Annotated in this window: 13 protein-coding genes; 9 read left to right on the top strand and 4 right to left on the bottom strand. The window is 43.8% G+C overall.

Translation table 11 applies throughout. The annotated features are described in order from the left end of the window. Nucleotides 1–44: 44 nt before the first annotated feature. Both basC and H3U82_RS08905 read right to left on the bottom strand, forming a co-directional pair. Nucleotides 45–1,361 (bottom strand): putative histamine N-monooxygenase, encoded by a 1,317-nt coding sequence (basC, locus tag H3U82_RS08910; RefSeq protein WP_198210227.1) that lies wholly within the window; start codon nucleotides 1,359–1,361, stop codon nucleotides 45–47. Nucleotides 1,362–1,422: 61 nt separating this feature from the next. Next, complete coding sequence (locus H3U82_RS08905) at nucleotides 1,423–4,287, bottom strand: condensation domain-containing protein (protein ID WP_198210225.1); 2,865 nt, start codon at nucleotides 4,285–4,287, stop codon at nucleotides 1,423–1,425. Between the two features lie 222 nt (nucleotides 4,288–4,509). Here H3U82_RS08905 and H3U82_RS08900 point away from each other — a divergent pair, with 222 nt between their 5' ends. From H3U82_RS08900 to H3U82_RS08870, 7 genes are all read left to right on the top strand, one after another. Continuing rightward, nucleotides 4,510–6,123, top strand: a complete 1,614-nt coding sequence (locus tag H3U82_RS08900) for a (2,3-dihydroxybenzoyl)adenylate synthase (protein WP_084550654.1) — start codon at nucleotides 4,510–4,512, stop codon at nucleotides 6,121–6,123. A 32-nt stretch (nucleotides 6,124–6,155) separates the two neighbouring features. Beyond that, nucleotides 6,156–7,031, top strand: a complete 876-nt coding sequence (locus H3U82_RS08895; protein ID WP_198210223.1) for an isochorismatase family protein — start codon at nucleotides 6,156–6,158, stop codon at nucleotides 7,029–7,031. A gap of 54 nt (nucleotides 7,032–7,085) precedes the next feature. Further along, nucleotides 7,086–8,687: an ABC transporter ATP-binding protein gene (locus H3U82_RS08890; RefSeq protein ID WP_198210221.1), complete on the top strand. Its 1,602-nt coding sequence runs from the start codon at nucleotides 7,086–7,088 to the stop codon at nucleotides 8,685–8,687. Further along, on the top strand, nucleotides 8,684–10,276 hold the full coding sequence (locus H3U82_RS08885; RefSeq protein ID WP_198210218.1) for an ABC transporter ATP-binding protein: 1,593 nt from the start codon (nucleotides 8,684–8,686) through the stop codon (nucleotides 10,274–10,276). Before H3U82_RS08890 ends, H3U82_RS08885 begins: the two co-directional genes overlap by 4 nt. A gap of 63 nt (nucleotides 10,277–10,339) precedes the next feature. Further along, on the top strand, nucleotides 10,340–11,128 hold the full coding sequence (locus tag H3U82_RS08880; protein WP_198210216.1) for a 4'-phosphopantetheinyl transferase: 789 nt from the start codon (nucleotides 10,340–10,342) through the stop codon (nucleotides 11,126–11,128). A gap of 162 nt (nucleotides 11,129–11,290) precedes the next feature. Further along, nucleotides 11,291–12,454, top strand: a complete 1,164-nt coding sequence (locus H3U82_RS08875) for an isochorismate synthase MenF (RefSeq protein ID WP_174830690.1) — start codon at nucleotides 11,291–11,293, stop codon at nucleotides 12,452–12,454. 20 nt (nucleotides 12,455–12,474) lie between these two features. Beyond that, nucleotides 12,475–13,242, top strand: a complete 768-nt coding sequence (locus H3U82_RS08870; RefSeq protein ID WP_084548229.1) for an SDR family oxidoreductase — start codon at nucleotides 12,475–12,477, stop codon at nucleotides 13,240–13,242. A gap of 95 nt (nucleotides 13,243–13,337) precedes the next feature. On the opposite strand, the gene H3U82_RS08865 is transcribed toward H3U82_RS08870, so the two are convergent. Together H3U82_RS08865 and H3U82_RS08860 are read right to left on the bottom strand one after the other, a co-directional pair. Continuing rightward, nucleotides 13,338–13,538, bottom strand: a complete 201-nt coding sequence (locus H3U82_RS08865) for a helix-turn-helix transcriptional regulator (protein WP_194240767.1) — start codon at nucleotides 13,536–13,538, stop codon at nucleotides 13,338–13,340. Nucleotides 13,539–13,577: 39 nt separating this feature from the next. Next, nucleotides 13,578–14,126: a DUF2975 domain-containing protein gene (locus H3U82_RS08860; protein ID WP_198210214.1), complete on the bottom strand. Its 549-nt coding sequence runs from the start codon at nucleotides 14,124–14,126 to the stop codon at nucleotides 13,578–13,580. Nucleotides 14,127–14,773: 647 nt separating this feature from the next. Here H3U82_RS08860 and H3U82_RS08855 point away from each other — a divergent pair. Both H3U82_RS08855 and H3U82_RS08850 read left to right on the top strand, forming a co-directional pair. Further along, complete coding sequence (locus H3U82_RS08855; protein WP_198210212.1) at nucleotides 14,774–15,691, top strand: DMT family transporter; 918 nt, start codon at nucleotides 14,774–14,776, stop codon at nucleotides 15,689–15,691. Between the two features lie 1,556 nt (nucleotides 15,692–17,247). Next, nucleotides 17,248–19,933: ESPR-type extended signal peptide-containing protein (locus tag H3U82_RS08850; RefSeq protein WP_198210210.1), on the top strand; the 2,686-nt coding region annotated here is incomplete at its 3' end.

The raw sequence follows: 19,933 nt of genomic DNA, 5'->3' as shown, positions 1-19,933 counted from the left end.
TGTTAAAAAATCGCCCTTTCGGGCGATTTTTTATAAGTGGCAGTTTATTGCGGTAATCCGTATTGCTGAAAGGCCGAGTATTCCGGTACCCGGTAATATTGCCTGCCCAGAAGCTGATTAATAATCACACCATTTCTGGTTGCGCCCATACCCAGATCAGGGGAACCAACCCCCTGCTTGGCGATTTCGGCATTCTGAATAAAAATCCGCCCTTTACCGCTATCACAGCGTACAGCGGTAAAGTCTTCATTAACCAGATAGTCATTGTGCTCATCTGTTTGCAGAACACTGCCTTTCAGCTCTTCAAACCATTGCGGCCACTGATGATGGTAGCCGGTGGCTGCCACAATTGCATCTGTCTGAATGGTTTGTTGCTGATTAAGCTGGGTATGCAGACAGGTCATATTAATTACGCCGGAAGGCAGTATTTCTACCGACTGCACGTCACAATTAGAAAACAGTGTCAGCCCTGCCGGTGCACCGGCAATGGTTCGTTCGTACAATAAATCATAAATATCGCCAATGGTGGCAAAGCTGATCCCTTTATAAAGCTGCCCCTGACCGGCACTGACTTCACGCCGTTTCTGCGGTGTCAGTGTCTGGAAATAACGCATATATACCGGAGTAAAGCACTCCTGTCCCAGTTTGGAAAACTCCATCGGATGAAAACCGGCAGAACGGGTAATCCAGCGGATTGACGCGCCTGCCCGGATTTGTTCCGGCTGCAATGCGCGATAAAGAGCCAGCACACATTCAGCAGCACTTTGCCCTGCTCCGACCACGGTAACCTGTTTACATTCCTGCAATTGTTTCTGCATATAGGTAAATTGCGCTGAATGCTGTATCAGCGGGTGGCTGGTGTTTTTCAGCCACTCAGGATGGTAAGGTTTGGTACCCACACCAACAGTAATATCTTTACTGGAAAAAATCTGTCTGTCTCCGGCTGCAGATTCACTTTCGAGAATAAATCTTTCCTGACGATAATCATAACTTACTGCCTTGACACAGGCATCGAAATGACAGGATGGCAACTGGCGTACTGCCCAGCGGCAATAATCATCATATTCCTGACGCGGAATCAGAAAACGGTCATAGTAATAAAACTGATACAGACGCCCCTGCTGACACAGGTAATTAAGATAACTTAAGGGATGACACGGATCAGCCATGGTAACCAGATCTGCCAGAAAGGGTACCTGCAATGTGGTACCAGGCAATAATAGGCCAGCATGCCAGTGAAAAGTAGGCGTTTTATCCAGAAATACTGCATTGACTTCTGAATGACCAGATAATAATGCCGCCAACCCCAGATTAAAAGGACCAATCCCAATACCTGCCAAATCCGTTTGCTTTATATCCATGTTTATTCCGTCCCTATGTACAAAAAGTTAAACATTTAAATATTTACAACATGTAATGCTTTTATACTGAATCCATTTCTGCCCGGATCAGTTGTTCCACTTCCTTCATATTGCGGCAGCTGATTAACTGGCGCGGATTCAGAGTCAGTCTGAAACTGTGATTTATCCGGCTGGTAATTTCTTTTACATGCGCAGGGCGTAATCCGAGCTGGCTGAATGGCCGGGTATGTTCAATAACTATTGTTTGTTCGATATTCAGCGTATCGCGGTAAATATGTTCTAATTGTTCTCTTTGACGGATAACTGCATCAGCACACTGCCCATTCGGATTGATTGTGATACTGGATAATGTCTGATTTAATACGGAATCAATATTTTCCAGACCCTGATCAGCCAGTTGCTGACAGACGCTGACCAGAACTGCGAGAAAATCGTGAATGATGGCTGCATCAATGGCAGCCTGTGCAAAATCAATATTAAACAGCAATGCGCCGTCATCACTGAGCATAAAGCGAATATCTATCGCTACCTGTGGTGTCTGAGTTAACCCGTTAACATAATGAACTGCGCTACCCGCCGGTAACACCGGCCACGATAATCCATTAGTAATAACGATTGGTAAAACCGGTGCTTCACCATGCTGCTCAAATAGTAATCTTGCCAAGTCCACACCGGAAAAGGCCAGATGCTGCAAACCGTCCAGCATATTTTTTTGTAATTTAACCGCCTGTTCGATAAACCCGGTTGCGGATGACCAGCAGACCACAACAAAAGTGGATTGATTGGAGAATTCACCCTTATACAGCGGCAAAACCGGCACCGCTGCCGACAGCAGGCCGGATGTCTGCTGCCAGCGATTTAATACCGCCAGAATCAACGCCATCAATAAGGAATTTTTAAAGAGCCCCTGCCGTAAACCTGACTGACATAATTTATCGAATGTCTGTGCCGGCAATACGGCGCTTTGTCGCTGATAGCGTGAAGTTTCCAGTGTCGCTAAAGGCTGTTTCCAGGGTAATTGCGGAATGCTCGTAACAGGCTGCAACTGTGCCTGCCAGTAGGCAAGTGCTGTGTTATAAGTCTGAATATCCGGTTGCTGCCTGTTTTCAGACAGCAGTGGCGCCTCTTTCAGCTCCGTATCTGTGAATAACTCACACATCAGCGCTGCGATAGACCGTCCGTCAAGAATCAGCGCATCAAAGCGCGCAAAGACAATAAACTGTTGTGCGGATAACTGAAAAAGTGTGATATCCCACGGCGATTCCTGTAAATCAAATATTTCCTGCTGATAACGCCGGCGAAAACTGTCAATTTTTTCGGTAGCGGCTGCCGGCTCTTCTCCACACAGATTGATTTCAGTTAAATTAATAATTACCTGCGGATTTACCCACTGTACACAACGCCTGACATCAATACAGGTTCTTAAGCTGGCATGATGCTGTACCATATCAGCCAGACGCTGCCTGAATGCGGGTAAATCCAGAGTTCCGGCATATTCGCGAAATTCCTGCATCGCCACACCGCCAAGCGCAAAAGCGGTACTTCGGCCGGACAAATAGGATTTTTGCAGAGAGTTTAAAGGGGTGGCTTTTTCATCAGGCTCGGTAATATTCAGGTACTGATTCAATTCAGTTAACGGGCGTGAAAAATATTCCGGCTGCGCAATCAATGTATTCAGCAGAGTCAGAAAACGTTCAAACAGTCCGTTTACCCATGTATCGGCTAATGCATCCAGACGAATATCCCAGTTAATGAGTAAATCATTATTTAGCTGCACAAACTGTGCATCCAGTGCCACCTGCGGCCCCTGTGAAATACACCAGTCCATACTGCCAAAATATTCATGTACCCTGGATGAGAACAGATTTTTTTCAGGTAAATCGACTGCGGCAGTAAATACTACCGGTGCGATTTGCGGCGTAGCATGATAACGCGACAAACGCCGCATTACATTGACACCACTGAATTGCCGGTGATCCAGACATTGCCGCCATTCAGTCGCCAGACGCCGGCAAAAAGTTTCCAGATCAGGCGTTTCAGTCATATCAACATTTAACAGCACCAGATCGGCAAAATCACCAATGGTTCGGTCAATATGAGGCAAAAGCGGTTCCCGCCAGAAAAACGGCACATTAAGCCGGTAAGCACGATCATGGGTGACTTTGCCCAATGTATAGGCAAACAACCCCAGCATCAGAGCAGACAAGGTTAACCGCTGCTGACGGGCAAACCGGCGTAACAGCAATGCCTGCTCTGCACCGATAATTGCACTTAAGCGTGTGCTTTGTGCTCCGGCCGCGGTTAGTTGCTTTAAAGGTAAAGCAGGCGCAGGTGCGATAGTATCCATGCGTGACAGCCACCACTGACGAGCACGCTGTTGCTGTTGGCGTTGGTACAGATCCTGCTGAATCCTGTTGCGCCAGTCATAAAAAAATGGCGGTGAAGGCAGACAGACGGTACTGTCTGCGTAAAACTGAGCCAGATCCTCCATCAGAATCCGGAAGCTGGAAGGGTCAACGGCAATCATATCGGCATCTATATGCAGGCGGAAAACCTGATTACCCAGAAGGCTGACAGAAAAACGTACTGTCTGTCCTTCATCCAGACTAAGTTGCTGATGTGTCCATTGCCGGCGTTTGTCTTCAAGTTTCTGTTGCTGCTGCGCCTCGGATAAATGTAAAAAATTATCTATTTCCAATACATTTTGCGGCAGCGTATCTCTGATTCTTACTTCACCTTCGGCATTCAGTTGCAAACGTAACAGTTCATGCCGCCGGTACAGACATTCAATTGCCTGTCTGAGTTTGTCTAAATCCAGCTGAGTGCCATTGAATTCGGTATACAGATGCGCAGCCACACCACCGAGCATGGCGTCATGCACACGCCCAAACCAGCATGCAGACTGCATTGGAGTAAGTTCACACATTATTTCTTTACTCTGTTGACAAATTTACGATTTTTGACGATGATACAGTTAAATGAAAATGATTACCAGTTTCATTTAACTAAAACTTATCACTACAGCAAACCGTAATTAGCAACCCTGAACAGACCATCAGAAAAATGTTGGATGATTCAATTTATTTTGATTAATCAACATTTTTGTCTGATTCAGCTGGTTTAACAGATAGAAAAAAAGGCTGATAAGATGATTAGCTATACACACTGGCCTGAAGATTTAGCCCGGAAATACCGCCAGAAAGGTTACTGGCTGGATCAGCCGTTAACCCGCGTGCTGACACAAACTGCCAGACAGTTTCCGCAGTCAACTGCCATTATCTGTGGTGAACGGCATTTCAGTTATGCACAGTTAAATCAGCTTTCCGATAATCTGGCAGCCCGACTGAGCGCACAGGGCTTTGGCATAGGTGATACTGCACTGGTGCAACTACCTAATATTGCCGAATTTTATATTGTCTTTTTTGCTCTGCTGAAAGCCGGTATTGTGCCTTTGAATGCACTGTTTAATCATCGTCAGCATGAATTAAAGAGTTTTTTCAGCCAGATTAAACCCCGGCTGCTGGTGGCCTCACGCCATCATGAAGTATTCAGCGGAAATGATTTTCTGACTGAACTGACTGCTTTACAGCTGGCGCCGGCTTTAACTCTAATGCTCAATGCCTTTGCTGATGATGAAAGCCTGCCGGACTGGTATACCACTGCGCAATCTGATATCAGCCATTATGCTGCTACGCCGGCAGATGAAGTGGCTTTTTTCCAGCTTTCCGGCGGCAGTACCGGTACGCCGAAACTCATTCCGCGTACGCACAATGATTATGATTACAGCGTGCGTGCCAGTGCCGAAATCTGCGCTCTGAATCAGCATACCCGATTACTCTGTGCCATGCCGGCAGCACATAATTATATGCTGAGCTCACCCGGCGCTCTGGGTGTATTTCATGCCGGCGGATGTGTGGTAATGGCGGCAAGCCCCGAACCGCTGAGCTGTTTCAGCCTGATTGAACAGCATCAGGTAACTATGGCTTCGCTTGTACCCAGTGCCGTATCTATGTGGTTACAGCAGGCACCTGAACAACTGGAAAAGCTGCACTCACTACAATTAATTCAGGTAGGCGGTGCCAGTTTTCCGGAATCAGTGGCACGACAGGTATTAAATGTTTTCGGCTGTCAGTTGCAGCAAGTATTCGGGATGGCGGAAGGACTGGTGAACTATACGCGGCTGGATGACAGCGAAGAGCTTATTGTCACCACTCAGGGGCGTCCTATCAGCCCGGATGATGAAGTAAAAGTGGTGGATGAAAACGGTGACGAAGTGCCTGCCGGAGAAACAGGTATGCTGAAAACACGCGGTCCCTATACTTTTCGCGGTTACTACCAGAGCCCTGAACACAATGCACAGGCTTTCGATACAGAAGGTTTTTATTATTCAGGTGATTTGGTACAGCGTAACAGCAACGGATATTTGAAAGTGGTAGGACGGGTTAAAGATCAGATTAACCGCGGTGGCGAAAAAATTGCTGCTGAAGAAATTGAAAAACTGATGATTACCCATCCTGATGTTACCGAAGCCGCACTGGTGGCTATTACGGATGAACGTTTTGGTGAAAAGAGCTGTGCATTTATTGTGTCACAGAATCAGCACTTAACTGCTCTGAGCCTGAAACGCCATCTGCTCAATCTGGGTATTGCTCATTACAAACTGCCTGATCAGGTATGCATTGTTGATAGCCTGCCGCTTACTGCCGTCGGCAAAACCGATAAAAAACGCTTACGTGAAACCTTTCAGCAAAATCCTGCCTGAAATAATTATCAGAATGAGAAACGAGAGACAGCATGACTATCAAACAAATCGCTGATTATCCGATGCCTGTTCTGGCACAAATCCCGCAAAATAAAACCGACTGGGAAGCTGATGCTGCGCGCTCTGTATTATTAATTCATGACATGCAGAATTATTTTCTGAATTTTTATCAGCAGGACAGCACACTCATCCGGACAATGATAAAGAATCTGCAAAGTTTGCGCAGCTGGGCGGCTCAGCAACAGATTCCCGTGGTGTATACCGCCCAGCCGCATCAGCAGCATCCTCAGCAACGGGCGCTGCTGAATGATATGTGGGGTGCGGGTATTACTACCGCACCTGTTGAAGAGCAGAAAATAGTTAATGCCCTGACACCACGTCCGGAAGATACCATACTGACCAAATGGCGTTATAGCGCTTTTCAGCGTTCAGATTTACTGGCACACATGCATAACTGGCAGCGTGATCAGCTGATTATCGGTGGTGTTTATGCGCATATCGGCTGTATGCTTACCGCTGCCGAAGCATTTATGCAGGATATTCAGGTATTTTTTGTAGCTGATGCACTGGCTGACTTCTCTGCGGAGCAACACCAGCAAGCGTTAAATTATGTTGCCGGCTGTTGCGGGCAGGTCACCACTACAGAGGCATTGTTGCCGTCAACAAATAGTCTTACCCGTGCATGGCTGACACAAAAAGTTCAGACATTACTGGAAATACCGGAAGAAACCATTAACCCTGAAGAGAACCTGATTCTCTACGGCCTGGATTCTTTACGCATTATGCAGTTTGCCGCTGAACTGAAACAGTATGACATCAATATTGGCTATGATGTACTGGGTCAGCAGCCTTCACTAAACAACTGGTGGCAACTCATTGAAAAACAAAACAAAACTGTTTCAGCCTAGCATTGGCTGCAAATAATTAGCCGGACGCTGCATACAGCTTTAGGAACATAAAACATGACTGACTTAAATCTATCCGGCAAGAGCATACCGCCCGGTCTGGCTCATCAGTGGCGAGTAGCCCTGCCCGGGCTGATAAGCGGTACACTTGCCGCCGTAATTGCCGGTATCGCTATGCTGGCAGGGCTATGGTTTATCATTAAATTTATCGATAACATGAGCTGGTGCTGGCTGAATTATTCACTGGTCAGCTGGCTGCTGGCCGCATTGTTTACGGCCTTGTCCTCATGGCTGGCACATCAGGCAGAAAGCCGCTTTGCGGCGGCTTTACGCCGGATAGTGGCTCAACATTTAATCCGTATGCCGTCCAATATACTGGCTAAACAGAATGAGCAGACACTTAAACAGCTGCTAACCGATGATGTTGCCAGTTTGCATCATATGCTGGCGCATTTACCCGGTGAGATTGCCATATTTACGGTTATTCCGCTTTTATCCATCGGTATCCTTATTTATTTTATCGGCATATCGGCAATATGGGTATTATTACCCGGACTGATTGCTTCTGTTTATTATCTCATCATCATACCGCGCATGACCCGGCGTGACGGTACTGCACGTATGCAGGTAATGCTGGATATCATTAATAAGGCCGATGAATATGTACGCGGGATTCCGGTTTATCGTATTTACGGGCAGCATTCCAGCGCATTAACTGCTTATACAGAAGCAACTGAAAAATTTACCCGTAATATGGTGCACTGGGTAGCCAAGGCAGCCACGCCGGCAGCCATCGCCACTGCTATGCTACAGGCAGTAGCGACATTTGCCATTGGCTACTGGGTCAGTTATACACAGGACACCACTACTCTGGCTGCCACTCTGTTATTCAGTCTGGCCATTGTGACACCGGCATTACGTCTCGGGCATGGTATTGATTACATCAGAGCCGGACGCGCTGCTGCCAAACGTCTGACCGAATTTTTACATCAGCCCTTATTACCGGCCGGAACCATAAATCATCTGCCGGAGCCGGCAGTATTATCTATGCATGATGCAGTTTTTTCTCAGGAAGAACATCCGGTTTTACGCAAACTCAGCTTCACATTTCCCGCCGGTGCCATTACCGCTATTACCGGCCCCAGCGGAGCAGGTAAAACCACTTTACTCAATGCATTAGCCGGATACATACCATTGACATCCGGAACTGTTCAACTGGGTAAGACCGATCTGTCTGCATTACATGACGATACCCGCCACCTGCTGATTCTGTTTATTCCGCAAGGATATGATGTTTTAGACAATACGATTCGTGCCAATCTGGCCTTAACTGCTCCTGATGCCAGCGATGAAGTCATGCAGCAGGCTCTGGCCAGAGCCAATCTGAATCTGGATTTATCAACACCTGCCCGTACCCTGTCCGGCGGAGAAAAGCAGCGTATCTGCATTGCACGGGCTTTTCTCACTCAGGCAGAAATTATCTTAATGGATGAGCCTACCAGTGCGCTGGATGACCAGAATGCCCGGGAAATATTTCAGGCCTTGCAGGAACTGGCTCATACTGCGCATAAAACCATTATCATTGTTACTCACCAGCCGGCTCTGGCCGATAAAGCCGATGCAAAACTGGTACTGGAAGCATTAAGGAGCGAGGCATGAATACAGCAGCCGGCAACAAACACTCCCTTTTTGAAACCATACCGGCCGCCACCAGACCCCGCCTGATTGCTGTCAGCATCGGCTGGATACTGGTTGCCGTACTGGAAGCATGTGCTTACACCATACTGGCTCTGGCTATAGTAAATCAGCAGTCGCCACTGTGGGTAGTGATTAGTGCTGCTATAGCCATAGTGATTACAGTACTGGTTACCCGTAACGGCTTTCTTACCGGCGTACGTCTGGCCGGAGATTTATTTGCCGCACTGGGACGTTCTCTGTCCAGCGCTAAATTATCCTGGTTTAATGACCAGCGCCGTGCGGTTATCAGTAAAACTGCCGGACAGGAAATTCCGAATTTCATGAGCATTCCGGCACATCAGTTGCAGACCTTTTTACATGCGCCCTGTCTCCCCCTGTTTATCTGTATCGGGCTGGCCTTTGTTGCCGGTACAGGCATCATGTTAGCTGCACTGGCGATGATATTGCTGTCCTTACTATTACAAGTATGGGCACAATATGCTTTAAATAAAACTGATGCACAACGCCATCAGACCGAACTGGACAGCACCACGGCAACCATTGAACTGGTTGAACACCTTACTCTGCTGCGTACAGCCGCAGGATCGGCTCATGCGCTGGATACTATCCGGCAGCGCTGGAGCACTCAGGAAAACCTGCTAAGCAAAATTAACTGCAGTGCAGCCAGTGCAACGCTGATAGCTACTTTAGCTAATGTGCTGCCCATGGCAGGTATGGCGGTTTATTGTATTTTATCCGCTCAGAACGATGAATACCTGATACTGGCTGTATTATTACTGATGGGGCGCGCCGGCGCACCATTAAGTGCACTGGCTACTGCCGGTCTGAGCATCAATGATTTAATCAGCTCACTGCGCCACTTTCAGCAACTTACCCATCCGCCGGTACTGCCTGAAACAGAAGAAACGCGCACCCCGAAGCATGCACAGTTATCTCTGCATAATCTGAACTGTATCACCGGCTCGACAACCATTAATCAGGATATCCCCGAAGGTGCGCGCTTACACGTTGCCGGTGTTAGCGGCAGTGGCAAAAGTACCTTGCTGCAACTATGCCTGCGCTTTGATGATCCGGCTATGGGTGAAATCAGATTAGACGGCATTCCGCTGCCTCAACTGTCTTATCAGACACTGACAGACAATATGGCTTATGTCGCTCAGAACCCGATTATTTTTACCGGCACTCTGGCAGACAATATCCGCATCGGCCGTTTTGATGCCAGTGACGCTGAAATCGAAGCTATTGCCAAACAATGTATGCTGGGAACAGTTATCGACCGGACGGATGAAGGCATTCACCAACATGTCGGCCAGCAGGGCTCTGCCCTATCCGGCGGCGAACAGCAGCGCGTAGCCATTGCCCGTGCTCTTATCAAGCATGCGCCGATACTGATTCTGGATGAAGCCACATCAGCACTGGATGAAAGTACGGAACAACAACTGATTGATACTATACTCAGCCAGTCCTGCACCCTGATTTTTGTGTCGCATCGTAGTGCGGCTCCGTGGCAGCCTACCCTGACTCTGGATTTATCGCCGAATATTACATAAACACCAGATATGATTCAGGCAAATACTACTGATTAGAGCCATATCTTAAAATACAGGCTATGCATGTCATTTATATCAGACCCGGGCAGAACAGACTGCCGGCAAAACACTTCTGCCGGCAGCAGAAAATTGCTATTGCCGGTGAATGATTCGCATGCATTATTCAGTCATCACACAATCAGCATCGGCGATAACACCATTCACCAGATATGCATGCCATTAGCCGACACAGCGGTTTTGCATAAAATTGGTCAGATACATAACATCTTTCTGCCGGACAACATCAGACAAAGCCGGCACAAACGCCAGACAGAATTTATAGCCGGCCGGCTGGCGGCAAAATATGCATTATTACAGTATGATTACAGCAACTTTAATCTGAAAACAGGCTCACAGGGACAGCCGCTTTTTCCTGAATCCTTACAGGGAAGTCTGAGCCACACCAGCAATCAGCGCCAATGTCTGGCTATTGCCTGCGTACAGAAAAAACAGCCGACACACCGCTATCTGGGTATCGATATTGAATACCGGCAGCATCAGAGTATTATGAATGAGCATAAATCCACTCTGAGCCTGTTTCTCCGGGCGGCCGAATTACGCTATATAACCGAACACAGTACTGACCTGCCGTTGATGGCGCTGCTGCTTTTTTCAGCAAAAGAGAGCATTATCAAAGCATGGTTTCATCAATATCAGAAACTGATTAATTTTACTGATATAGCTTTCCAGTCGTATCGTCATTCATACCTGAATTTCCTGATTGATTCACCGCTTACCCATGCAAATCCGCAAACAGCAGAAGTTTGTTTCCATTGCACAAAAGAAAAAATAATAACCATTGCATATATCTGAAATAGCTTGTGGCTGAATTTTGCCCAGAACAGAAAATTTTCTGTATTTTTATTATAATTATTGATAATGATTACTATTTGCATTAATATAAACAAACTTACATAGCCTGATTTATCTAGATTTTTCATTACATATAACCCGCATCTGTCTACAGGTAATAAAATGACGATTACAGAATCAAGCGTTGTTTCCCACTCTCCTATTCAATCTCAGGATCAGTTTGCCTGTTTTGCAACCAGACAGCATCACATCAGTGCCAGACATCTTATCCATAAAATACACATGCCGGTTAATCAGTCCGAATCCTGCAATCAGCAGATTGCCGACTGTTTTAATCACATCAAAGCGCAGGGATATACCAATCCCATTCTTATTGCTGCTATTCCATTTGATACCAGAAAAAACGGTACCTTAAATTTTTACAGTGAATTTAATCAAACCTCACCAGCTCACTTTGAGCACAATACTGCCTCAGCAGGCAAAATAGCAAACTCCCTTATCCGCAAAAAATCATTGGTAGAGCGTCAGGCATTCGAACACAGTGTTCAAACAGCTTTAAGCGCTATGGCGGATAAACAGATGCAAAAAATTGTGCTGTCACAGGCAACAGAATTTGAATTTGCCCGGCAGTACAGCCCGGAGGATTTACTGAATATCCTTATCCGGCAAAATCCTGATGCCTATAAATTTATGATTCCTGTAGAAGAAGACCAGTACATTTTTGGTGCCAGCCCGGAATTACTGCTATCGCGCCAGCAGCAACAGGTACGCAGTAACCCGCTGGCCGGCTCCCGACCGCGCCCGGCCATTCCGGAACACAACAGCCAGACTCAGACAGAACTTTATCAGTCGGCCAAAGACAGGTATGAACATCAGCTGGTTATCGATAATATCCGGCACAAGCTCAGCAGCTATTGCTCAGCGTATCAGGCATCAGAAATACCCGAAATTTTAACTACATCAACCATGTTTCATCTGTCATCAGTCTTTCAGGGGCAACTGAAAGCCGATGCGCCCGATGCACTTAATCTGGCACTTCATCTGCATCCCACACCGGCCGTTTGCGGCACACCAACGGATATCGCCAGAGACTTTATTCTCAATCATGAAGGCTATAACCGTCATTACTACAGCGGACTGAATGGCTGGATGGATGCCAGCGGGAACGGAGAATGGGTTGTTACTATCCGCAACGGCTTACTGAATCACAATATTATCCGCCTGTATGCCGGAGCAGGCATCGTTGCAGGCTCAGACGCAGCAGCAGAATGGTTTGAAACCGAAGCCAAAATGCAAACTATGCTCAATGTATTTCAGCAACAGTAACATTATCTGGAGAAACAACCATGCAGCAAGCCATTATCGTTACCGGTGCAGCCCAGGGTATAGGGGCTGCGATTGTTACCAAACTACTCAAACAGCACTATCATGTTATTGGAATCGATAAACAGCCCTATTCGCCGAGCTGGCCGGTTCAACAGATGATTGAAGCCCAGTATCAGACTTACTGGACAAGCATTAGTCAGGATATCACTGCTTTCGAAGAAACCCGTATATTACTCAATACACTGATTAATCAATACAATATAACCGGTCTGGTTAATGTGGCCGGAGTATTAATCCTTACACCGTTGCTGAGTGCCACTGAGGCACAATGGCAAACCAGCCTGAATGTTAATCTGCTGGCGCCCATATTCATCAGCCAGCATTTAGCCGCACATTTCCGGCAGCAGCGACAAGGCTGTATTGTTACCGTCAGCTCTAACAGTGCCCGCATGGCGCGCACTGAGATGGGTTTATATGCCACCACCAAAGCAGCACTCAGCCATTTCTGCCGCAATCTTGCGCTGGAAGTTGCCCCGTATGTCCGGGTTAATATCGTTTCACCGGGCTCTACCCTCACAGCGATGCAACAACAATTATGGACCGACAACGAACCACCGGCCGGAATACTGGATGGTGACTTAACGCAATATCGTCTTGGCATTCCTCTCAGAAAACTGGCTCAGCCGGCAGATATCGCCAATACCGTTTCTTTCCTGCTGTCTGAAGAAGCAGCACAGATCACTATGCAGGAAATTGTTGTAGATGGCGGGGCAACACTGGGCGTCTGATTCGCTTTAAAGAAAACAGATAAAATACGATTTTTATTTTAGTTTTTCTTATGGGTAAAATATGACAATGCGCTAATGAAACGACATGATAAAGGTTACAATGTCGTTTCCGGGTGATTATCTTTAATATATTCCAATATATCAGCCGGCTGGCAATCCAGATACTGACAGATTGCCTCCAGCGTAGCCAGCCTGATGCCTTTTACTTTTCCCTGTTTAAGCAAAGATAAGTTTTGCTCGGTAATACCAATAGCAGCAGCCAGCTCTTTTGATTTCACTTTCCGTTTAGCAAGCATAACATCTAAATTTATTATAATCGGCACATTAAACTCCTGTTAAATAAACTGCTTATTTTCTTCTGCAATCTGGCATGCTTTTTTTAGTATCTGACCGATAATCATAATACTGATAGAAGGGAATAACAGAATTAAATCACTACTTTCAAATGATATCGAAATATACCGATCCGGAAAATGATTATTAAGTGTTAAGATAAACGATAGCAGAGGCTCTGAGAGCAATTGTAAAACCTCCCAAATCACCAAAGCTTTACCAAATGCATAACAGTAATTTGCTGATCTCACAGAAAAATAATCTGCTTTACTGTAGCTTAGAAACAGCAATCTGAGCTGAACGAAACCATAAGCCAGAATCGCAATGATTATGGTATCAATTAAGGTAGCAGAAACTGCCTGCCATAAAGAAAGTCTGGATATATCAATATCAGCATTACCATCACCCATACTATGGGTAATAAAAAATGAATATCCCCCGGAATTCAGTCCGATATTATGAATATCAAAAAATAAAATAATAAAGGAGATATCATTCCGATACCTATACAGAATATAGGAATCAGGGTTAACTGAGACATTAATTTGCAATAACGGTTTAATCGGGAATGTGTTTCAAGCATTACAGTGTTCATGTTTAGTACCTTTTTATAAAAATATAAAAACCAGGCATACAATATCATGTAAATGTAAATTTAACAATAAAAAATTAAAATAAAACGATAATAATTTATTATATAAAATTAATTATTATAATTATTCATCAACCAGATAAAACAATAGCCGGCTTTAATGTCTAAAGTGAACTAAGCCTGTTCCCTGCTGATACAGAATTAATCTTCAGATAACCATTAAACCGTTACAGAATAAAACAATCATTTAAGTGGTCGGTTGCATTATCAAATGTTATAAAAATAATCAGCACCGGCGATGATAAATATATTTATTTAGCATAATTAAAATAAAAACCAGATTAAAACCAGTAAAAGTATTTCTGCTCTGACTACTATTCAGCAAATACAAATTCAGAAACCGAGAGAGGGGACGGGTAATCAAGAATTCTTAAAAGTATAAAAACAGACTTGTTAAACAGTATAGAATACTGGCTTTAGCATATGATTATTTAATTATCGTGTCAGATAGCTACATGTTTGAATGAATGATCGGAACCTGATTCTGAGTTTAGTCAGCGTATTCGAAATCTGCCATGTGGAAAGATTTATCGGAGAAAGTCCATAATGCCTAAAGCTTTAGCCGGAATTTTATTTGCATTATCAGCAGCCGCACTAAATGGTTCTATAGGTATTATCAGTAAATTACTGATGGCCAGTGGATTGAATCCTTATGAAATAGCGTTTTATAAAACGTTTCTGGCTTTTGTTTTTGTTTCACTACTCTTGATACGTACTCCATTTACCCGGCAAATTCAGATAGTTGCCCCTGTATCAGATAATAATATAAAAATCTGGATGCATATCGGTCTGTGTGCTCTGTTTGGAATATTTACTTTGTTTTTCTTTGAAACAATCGCTTACGGGCATGGCAGTGCGGCGAATGTAGTCGTGATACTCATGGCTTCAGCTACGATAGCGGCATTAGTTTTCGGCTGCTTATTATTAAATGAAAAAATTAAAATATCAGCCATTTTCGGTGTTGCTGTTGCAATCGCCGGCATTAGCGTTATTTCATGGTCTGGGCAGGCCTCATTATTGTTATTGATATTTGCCAGTGCCGCAGGAGCCGGTTACGGGCTGTTTAGTGTATTGGTTAAGAAATTCGGTTTACATGGTGGTATTTATCTGACCAGATTTTTATTATTGTTTGGTCTGATCTATCTGGCTATACCCTATTTAGCAACCTTCCGGCAAAACCCTTTTGATTTTCACTGGCAAACCGTTGCAGGGCTGATAGCTTTGGCCATTTTACCTACTATTCTGGGATTTTACTGTACTACCAAAGCACTTGGTTATTTATCCGCTGCTCAGGTTCAGGTAACTGAATTAGCTGAGCCAATATTTGCCATGCTGATGGGCTGGCTGATTCTGTCTGAATTACCTGACTATGCTTTTTTCCTCGGTGCTCTGTTAATTATTACCGGTATTATGCTGATTAATAATGTATTGGGTTTATTAAAAACTTATTTTTTAAAAGAATAAAAATCAGCAAAAGGTAATCACTCTTTTGTAAGTTATCATATCTTTAATCAAAAAATCTGCAATGCTGATACCCTGGCAGAAAATACACTATTCATAATTCCACCTTTAATATATTTTTTATTGATGTTTTATAGCATTCACTTTTATTTATCACCCTGAAAACTAATTTTCTTTAAAGATAAAAAAGCAATCTATAATAGAATTAATTTAGCCAAAAAACTAAACCCGTTGATTCATTCTAATATATAAATTAATTTTGATTTGCAATGTACAAATTTAATAGATTTCTCCCGCAAGAATTAAAATTCGTTCTGAAGAAATCTGAAAAGTTACACTCTTATAATATTAATCTATGCTATTACAAATAAGATATTGAACCAAACGGAGCGGTTTAATATCATAATGCTGATTATCTAAATAGCATTATGATATTGATAAACGTATGGATACCTCATTTAATATAGTATAAGGAACATTAAACGAATTTGATGATATATCATAACTTTTCTCTGAATATCGAGAATTTTATGGTATTAAGGATTGTCATTCTGAATCAAAATAATTCATTAAAGAAAGATTGATAAACAATGATTCAATCATTTTTCTAGCCTACGACAATAAAACAGCATATGGTTTTATACAGTTATATTTTTCATATTCTTCTTTAGTTATATCACTCACTATCATTTTGAATGACTTATATATTATAAAAAGCCACAGAAGATGCGGTGTTGCCACCCATTAATGGAAAAAGTAAGAAACTTCGCTAGTAATTCTGCCTATGACGGCATTCCATTATGCACATCAATCGATAATCTCAAAGCCAGAGCTCTGTATGAAAAGTCAGGTTATAAAATTGATGATCAATTTGTTTACTAATTTTTAGAACTAGATAAAAAGTGCGATATGAAAATTTATGATTTAGCCGGCTAATTTGTTCGTCTTACTTTCTCATCTCTGCTGATTTGGATTTAAATTTTCTTAAATCCAAATTATTTTTTATCTTTTTTGATTTCTCCTGTAATCGACACGCCGCAATAATATCCGTTTTAAATAATTTGCAAATATCAAATATTTCTTTTTCTATCATTCACAGCCATAAAATGGCATTGTTTACTGTTTCTCTCTCATTTTTATTCTTTATTTTAATTTTTACATTAATTTCTTACGTTTAAAGTTAATTATAAATAAGTACATTTATATTTTTTCATGTTAATTCTATATATTTAATATTAATTATTCAGTTTGCTCATACCTTTGTATTAAAAAGTTACAAGATTAAGTTAATCATTTATCTATTCTGAAAATATTAATAATTAATAATTAAGAATTTATAAGCTTTTATTTTTCAAGCGTAATCTTTTTCATTAATTGGATTTAACGCTGGGTAAACCTTTGTCATTGTTTATTCCGGAAGATTATTTCCTGAGTCGGCTATCTGCTGATACAGCCGTCAAGATAAGCAGATATTTTAAAGCCGAGTAAGCAGATTCAAATTGTAGTACAGGGGGTTGGATTGTTGGTTTTGTAACTTTAATCAATCAGGAGAAAAACCTATGAACAAGGTTTATCGGAATGTCTGGAATGAAAATACCCAAACATGGGTAGCCGCATCAGAGCTGGCGAATAGTAAAACCAAATCAAATACTGTTTGTGAACAATCAATAGTTAAAAAAATTATTAATAAGCTAGGACTGAAAAAAATTGTTAGCGTAACAATAACAGCGCTGATTTTAGAATGGCAGGCAATTGCTCCAGTATATGCAGCTAATGCGGCAATTGTCGGCGGCAATAACAGCGGTACAGTTTGGCCTGGTGGCGGCTATCAATATGGCGGCCATGGTAGCATGGTATTCTCGGGTGATGACGACCATTGTGGTGCAGACAGAGTTAATGGTCGCAGAACCGTTTCAGACGGCATTACAGCAAAAGATGAATACTTACGTTTCATTAGAAATACTGCGTTTGGGACCAGTCATCCATACGGAAGCGTAACTTCTAACAAAGCAGAAGCATGGAGTGATGAAGGTAAGACCGATGGCGGAACCGGTTATCAGGCCGCACCTACCGGCGGTGATAACAATGCAATGCCTGTAGCTTATGGTATTTATTCTTTTGCCTATGGCTGCGGTTCTTACGCTACCGGGAATTATTCCACTGCATTCGGAGCTAACGCAACTGCAACTGCGGGCGGAGCAATGGCTTTCGGCGTAGCATCTCTGGCTTCCGGCACTGCATCAATTGCCTTTGGTATAAGCTCTCAGGCGACTGGTGTTTCCAGTGTGGCTCTGGGATCTATGGCTTCTTCAAATGGTACCGGCAGCGTAGCAGTTGGTTTAAGCAGTGCTGCAAATAAAGATGCAGCGGTTGCTTTGGGTACCGGTGCAACTGCATCCGGTAACAGCAGTGTGGCAGTCGGTAATGCAGCACAGGCAGCTGGCGATCAGAGTATCAGTATTGGCGCTGGTAATCAGGTCAGCGGGCGTAAATCCGGGGCAATCGGCGGTGTACAAAGCAATGCCATTTTCAAGAATGGTGAAATAAGTGCAACCCCGAGCAACCCAACCAATATTACCGGTAACAACACTTATTCTCTTGGTAACGAAAACGGCACAATTGCTGTTGATGATTCTGGTGTTTTCGGTAATAAAAATACCATTAGCGGTACAACTGAAGGCGTAAATAATATCCGTATTGTTGGTAATAACAATACTGTTAGTTCAGCCAAAGATTTGGTTTTTGGTAATGATAATACTGTTAGTTCAGCCAAAGATTTGGTTTTTGGTAATGATAATACCGTCACGGCCACTCGTGGCCTGATTCTGGGCAATGATAACACGGTTAATGCCGATCGTGGCTTAATTATTGGTAATAACACAAGTACAGGTGCCAATGCTACTGATGCAATTGCTATTGGTAATTCTGTCAGCGTTAGCAATGCCAGTGGTATTGCAATAGGTACCAATGCTACGACTATTGTAGACACAGGTGTCGCTCTGGGCAGCGGATCAGTTGCCAATATTGACAAAGGAAAAACCGGCTTTGACCCTACTGGTACAAATTCTGCTGCGAATAATCCGACCTGGACCAGCACCGCAGGTGCTGTTGCTATTGGTAATGCAGGCAGCGGAATAACCCGTCAGTTAACCGGTCTGGCAGCAGGTACAAACGATACCGATGCGGTGAATGTGGCACAGATGAAAAATCTGGCCAGTGTTACAACCACTGGTTTAAGCTCGTTGTCTACTGCTGTAAGCAAAGTCGGTGATATGAGCAATGTTAATAGTAATATCAGCACACTGAACAGCAATGTTTCTGCTTTGCAGTCTGATGCACTGCAATGGAAAAACAATGCCGATGGTTCCAGTGCCTATGATGCCAGCCATGGTACTAATCAGGCGCAGAAGATTACTAATGTGGCTGCCGGTCTGGTGGAAGACGGTTCTACTGATGCAGTTAATGCCAGCCAGCTTTATCAGGTATCCACCTCTTCTGCTAGTGGTATCACTTCTTTATCTACTGTTGCTCTAAACACCACCGGTAAACTGAATACGGTAAGCAGCAATGTTTCTGCTTTGCAGTCTGATGCACTGCAATGGAAAAATAATGTCAATGGTATTGGCGGCTTTTATGATGCCAGCCATGGTACTAATCAGGCACAGAAAATTACCAATGTAGCTGCCGGTCAGCTGGCAGACAATTCTACTGATGCTGTCAATGCCGGTCAGCTTTATCAGGTATCCACCTCTTCTGCTTCCGGTATCACTTCTTTATCTACCGCTGTGAGCCGTGTCAGTGATATGGCCAATGTGAATGGTAATATCAGTACACTGAGCAGCTCTGTTGCTGATTTAAAATCTGATGCACTGCAATGGAAAAAGAATACCGATGGTTCCGGTGCCTATGATGCCAGCCATGGTACCAATCAGGCGCAGAAAATTACCAATGTGGCAGACGGTCAGCTGATAAATGGTTCTACTGATGCGGTTAATGCCGGTCAGCTTTATCAGGTATCCACCTCTTCTGCTTCCGGTATCACTTCTTTATCTACCGCTGCTCTTAGCACTACCGGTAAACTGAATACGGTAAGCAGCAATGTTTCTGCTTTACAGTCTGATGCGCTGCAATGGAAAAACAATGCCGATGGTACTGGTTCTTATGATGCCAGCCATGGTACTAATCAGGCGCAGAAGATTACTAATGTGGCTGCCGGTCAGCTGGCAGACGATTCTACTGATGCTG

This window comes from Snodgrassella sp. W8132 (assembly GCF_016100865.1).
Lineage (GTDB): Bacteria > Pseudomonadota > Gammaproteobacteria > Burkholderiales > Neisseriaceae > Snodgrassella > Snodgrassella alvi.
The sequence above is the reverse complement of the archived record's forward strand: the minus strand, read 5'-3'. Positions and strand labels throughout refer to the sequence as shown.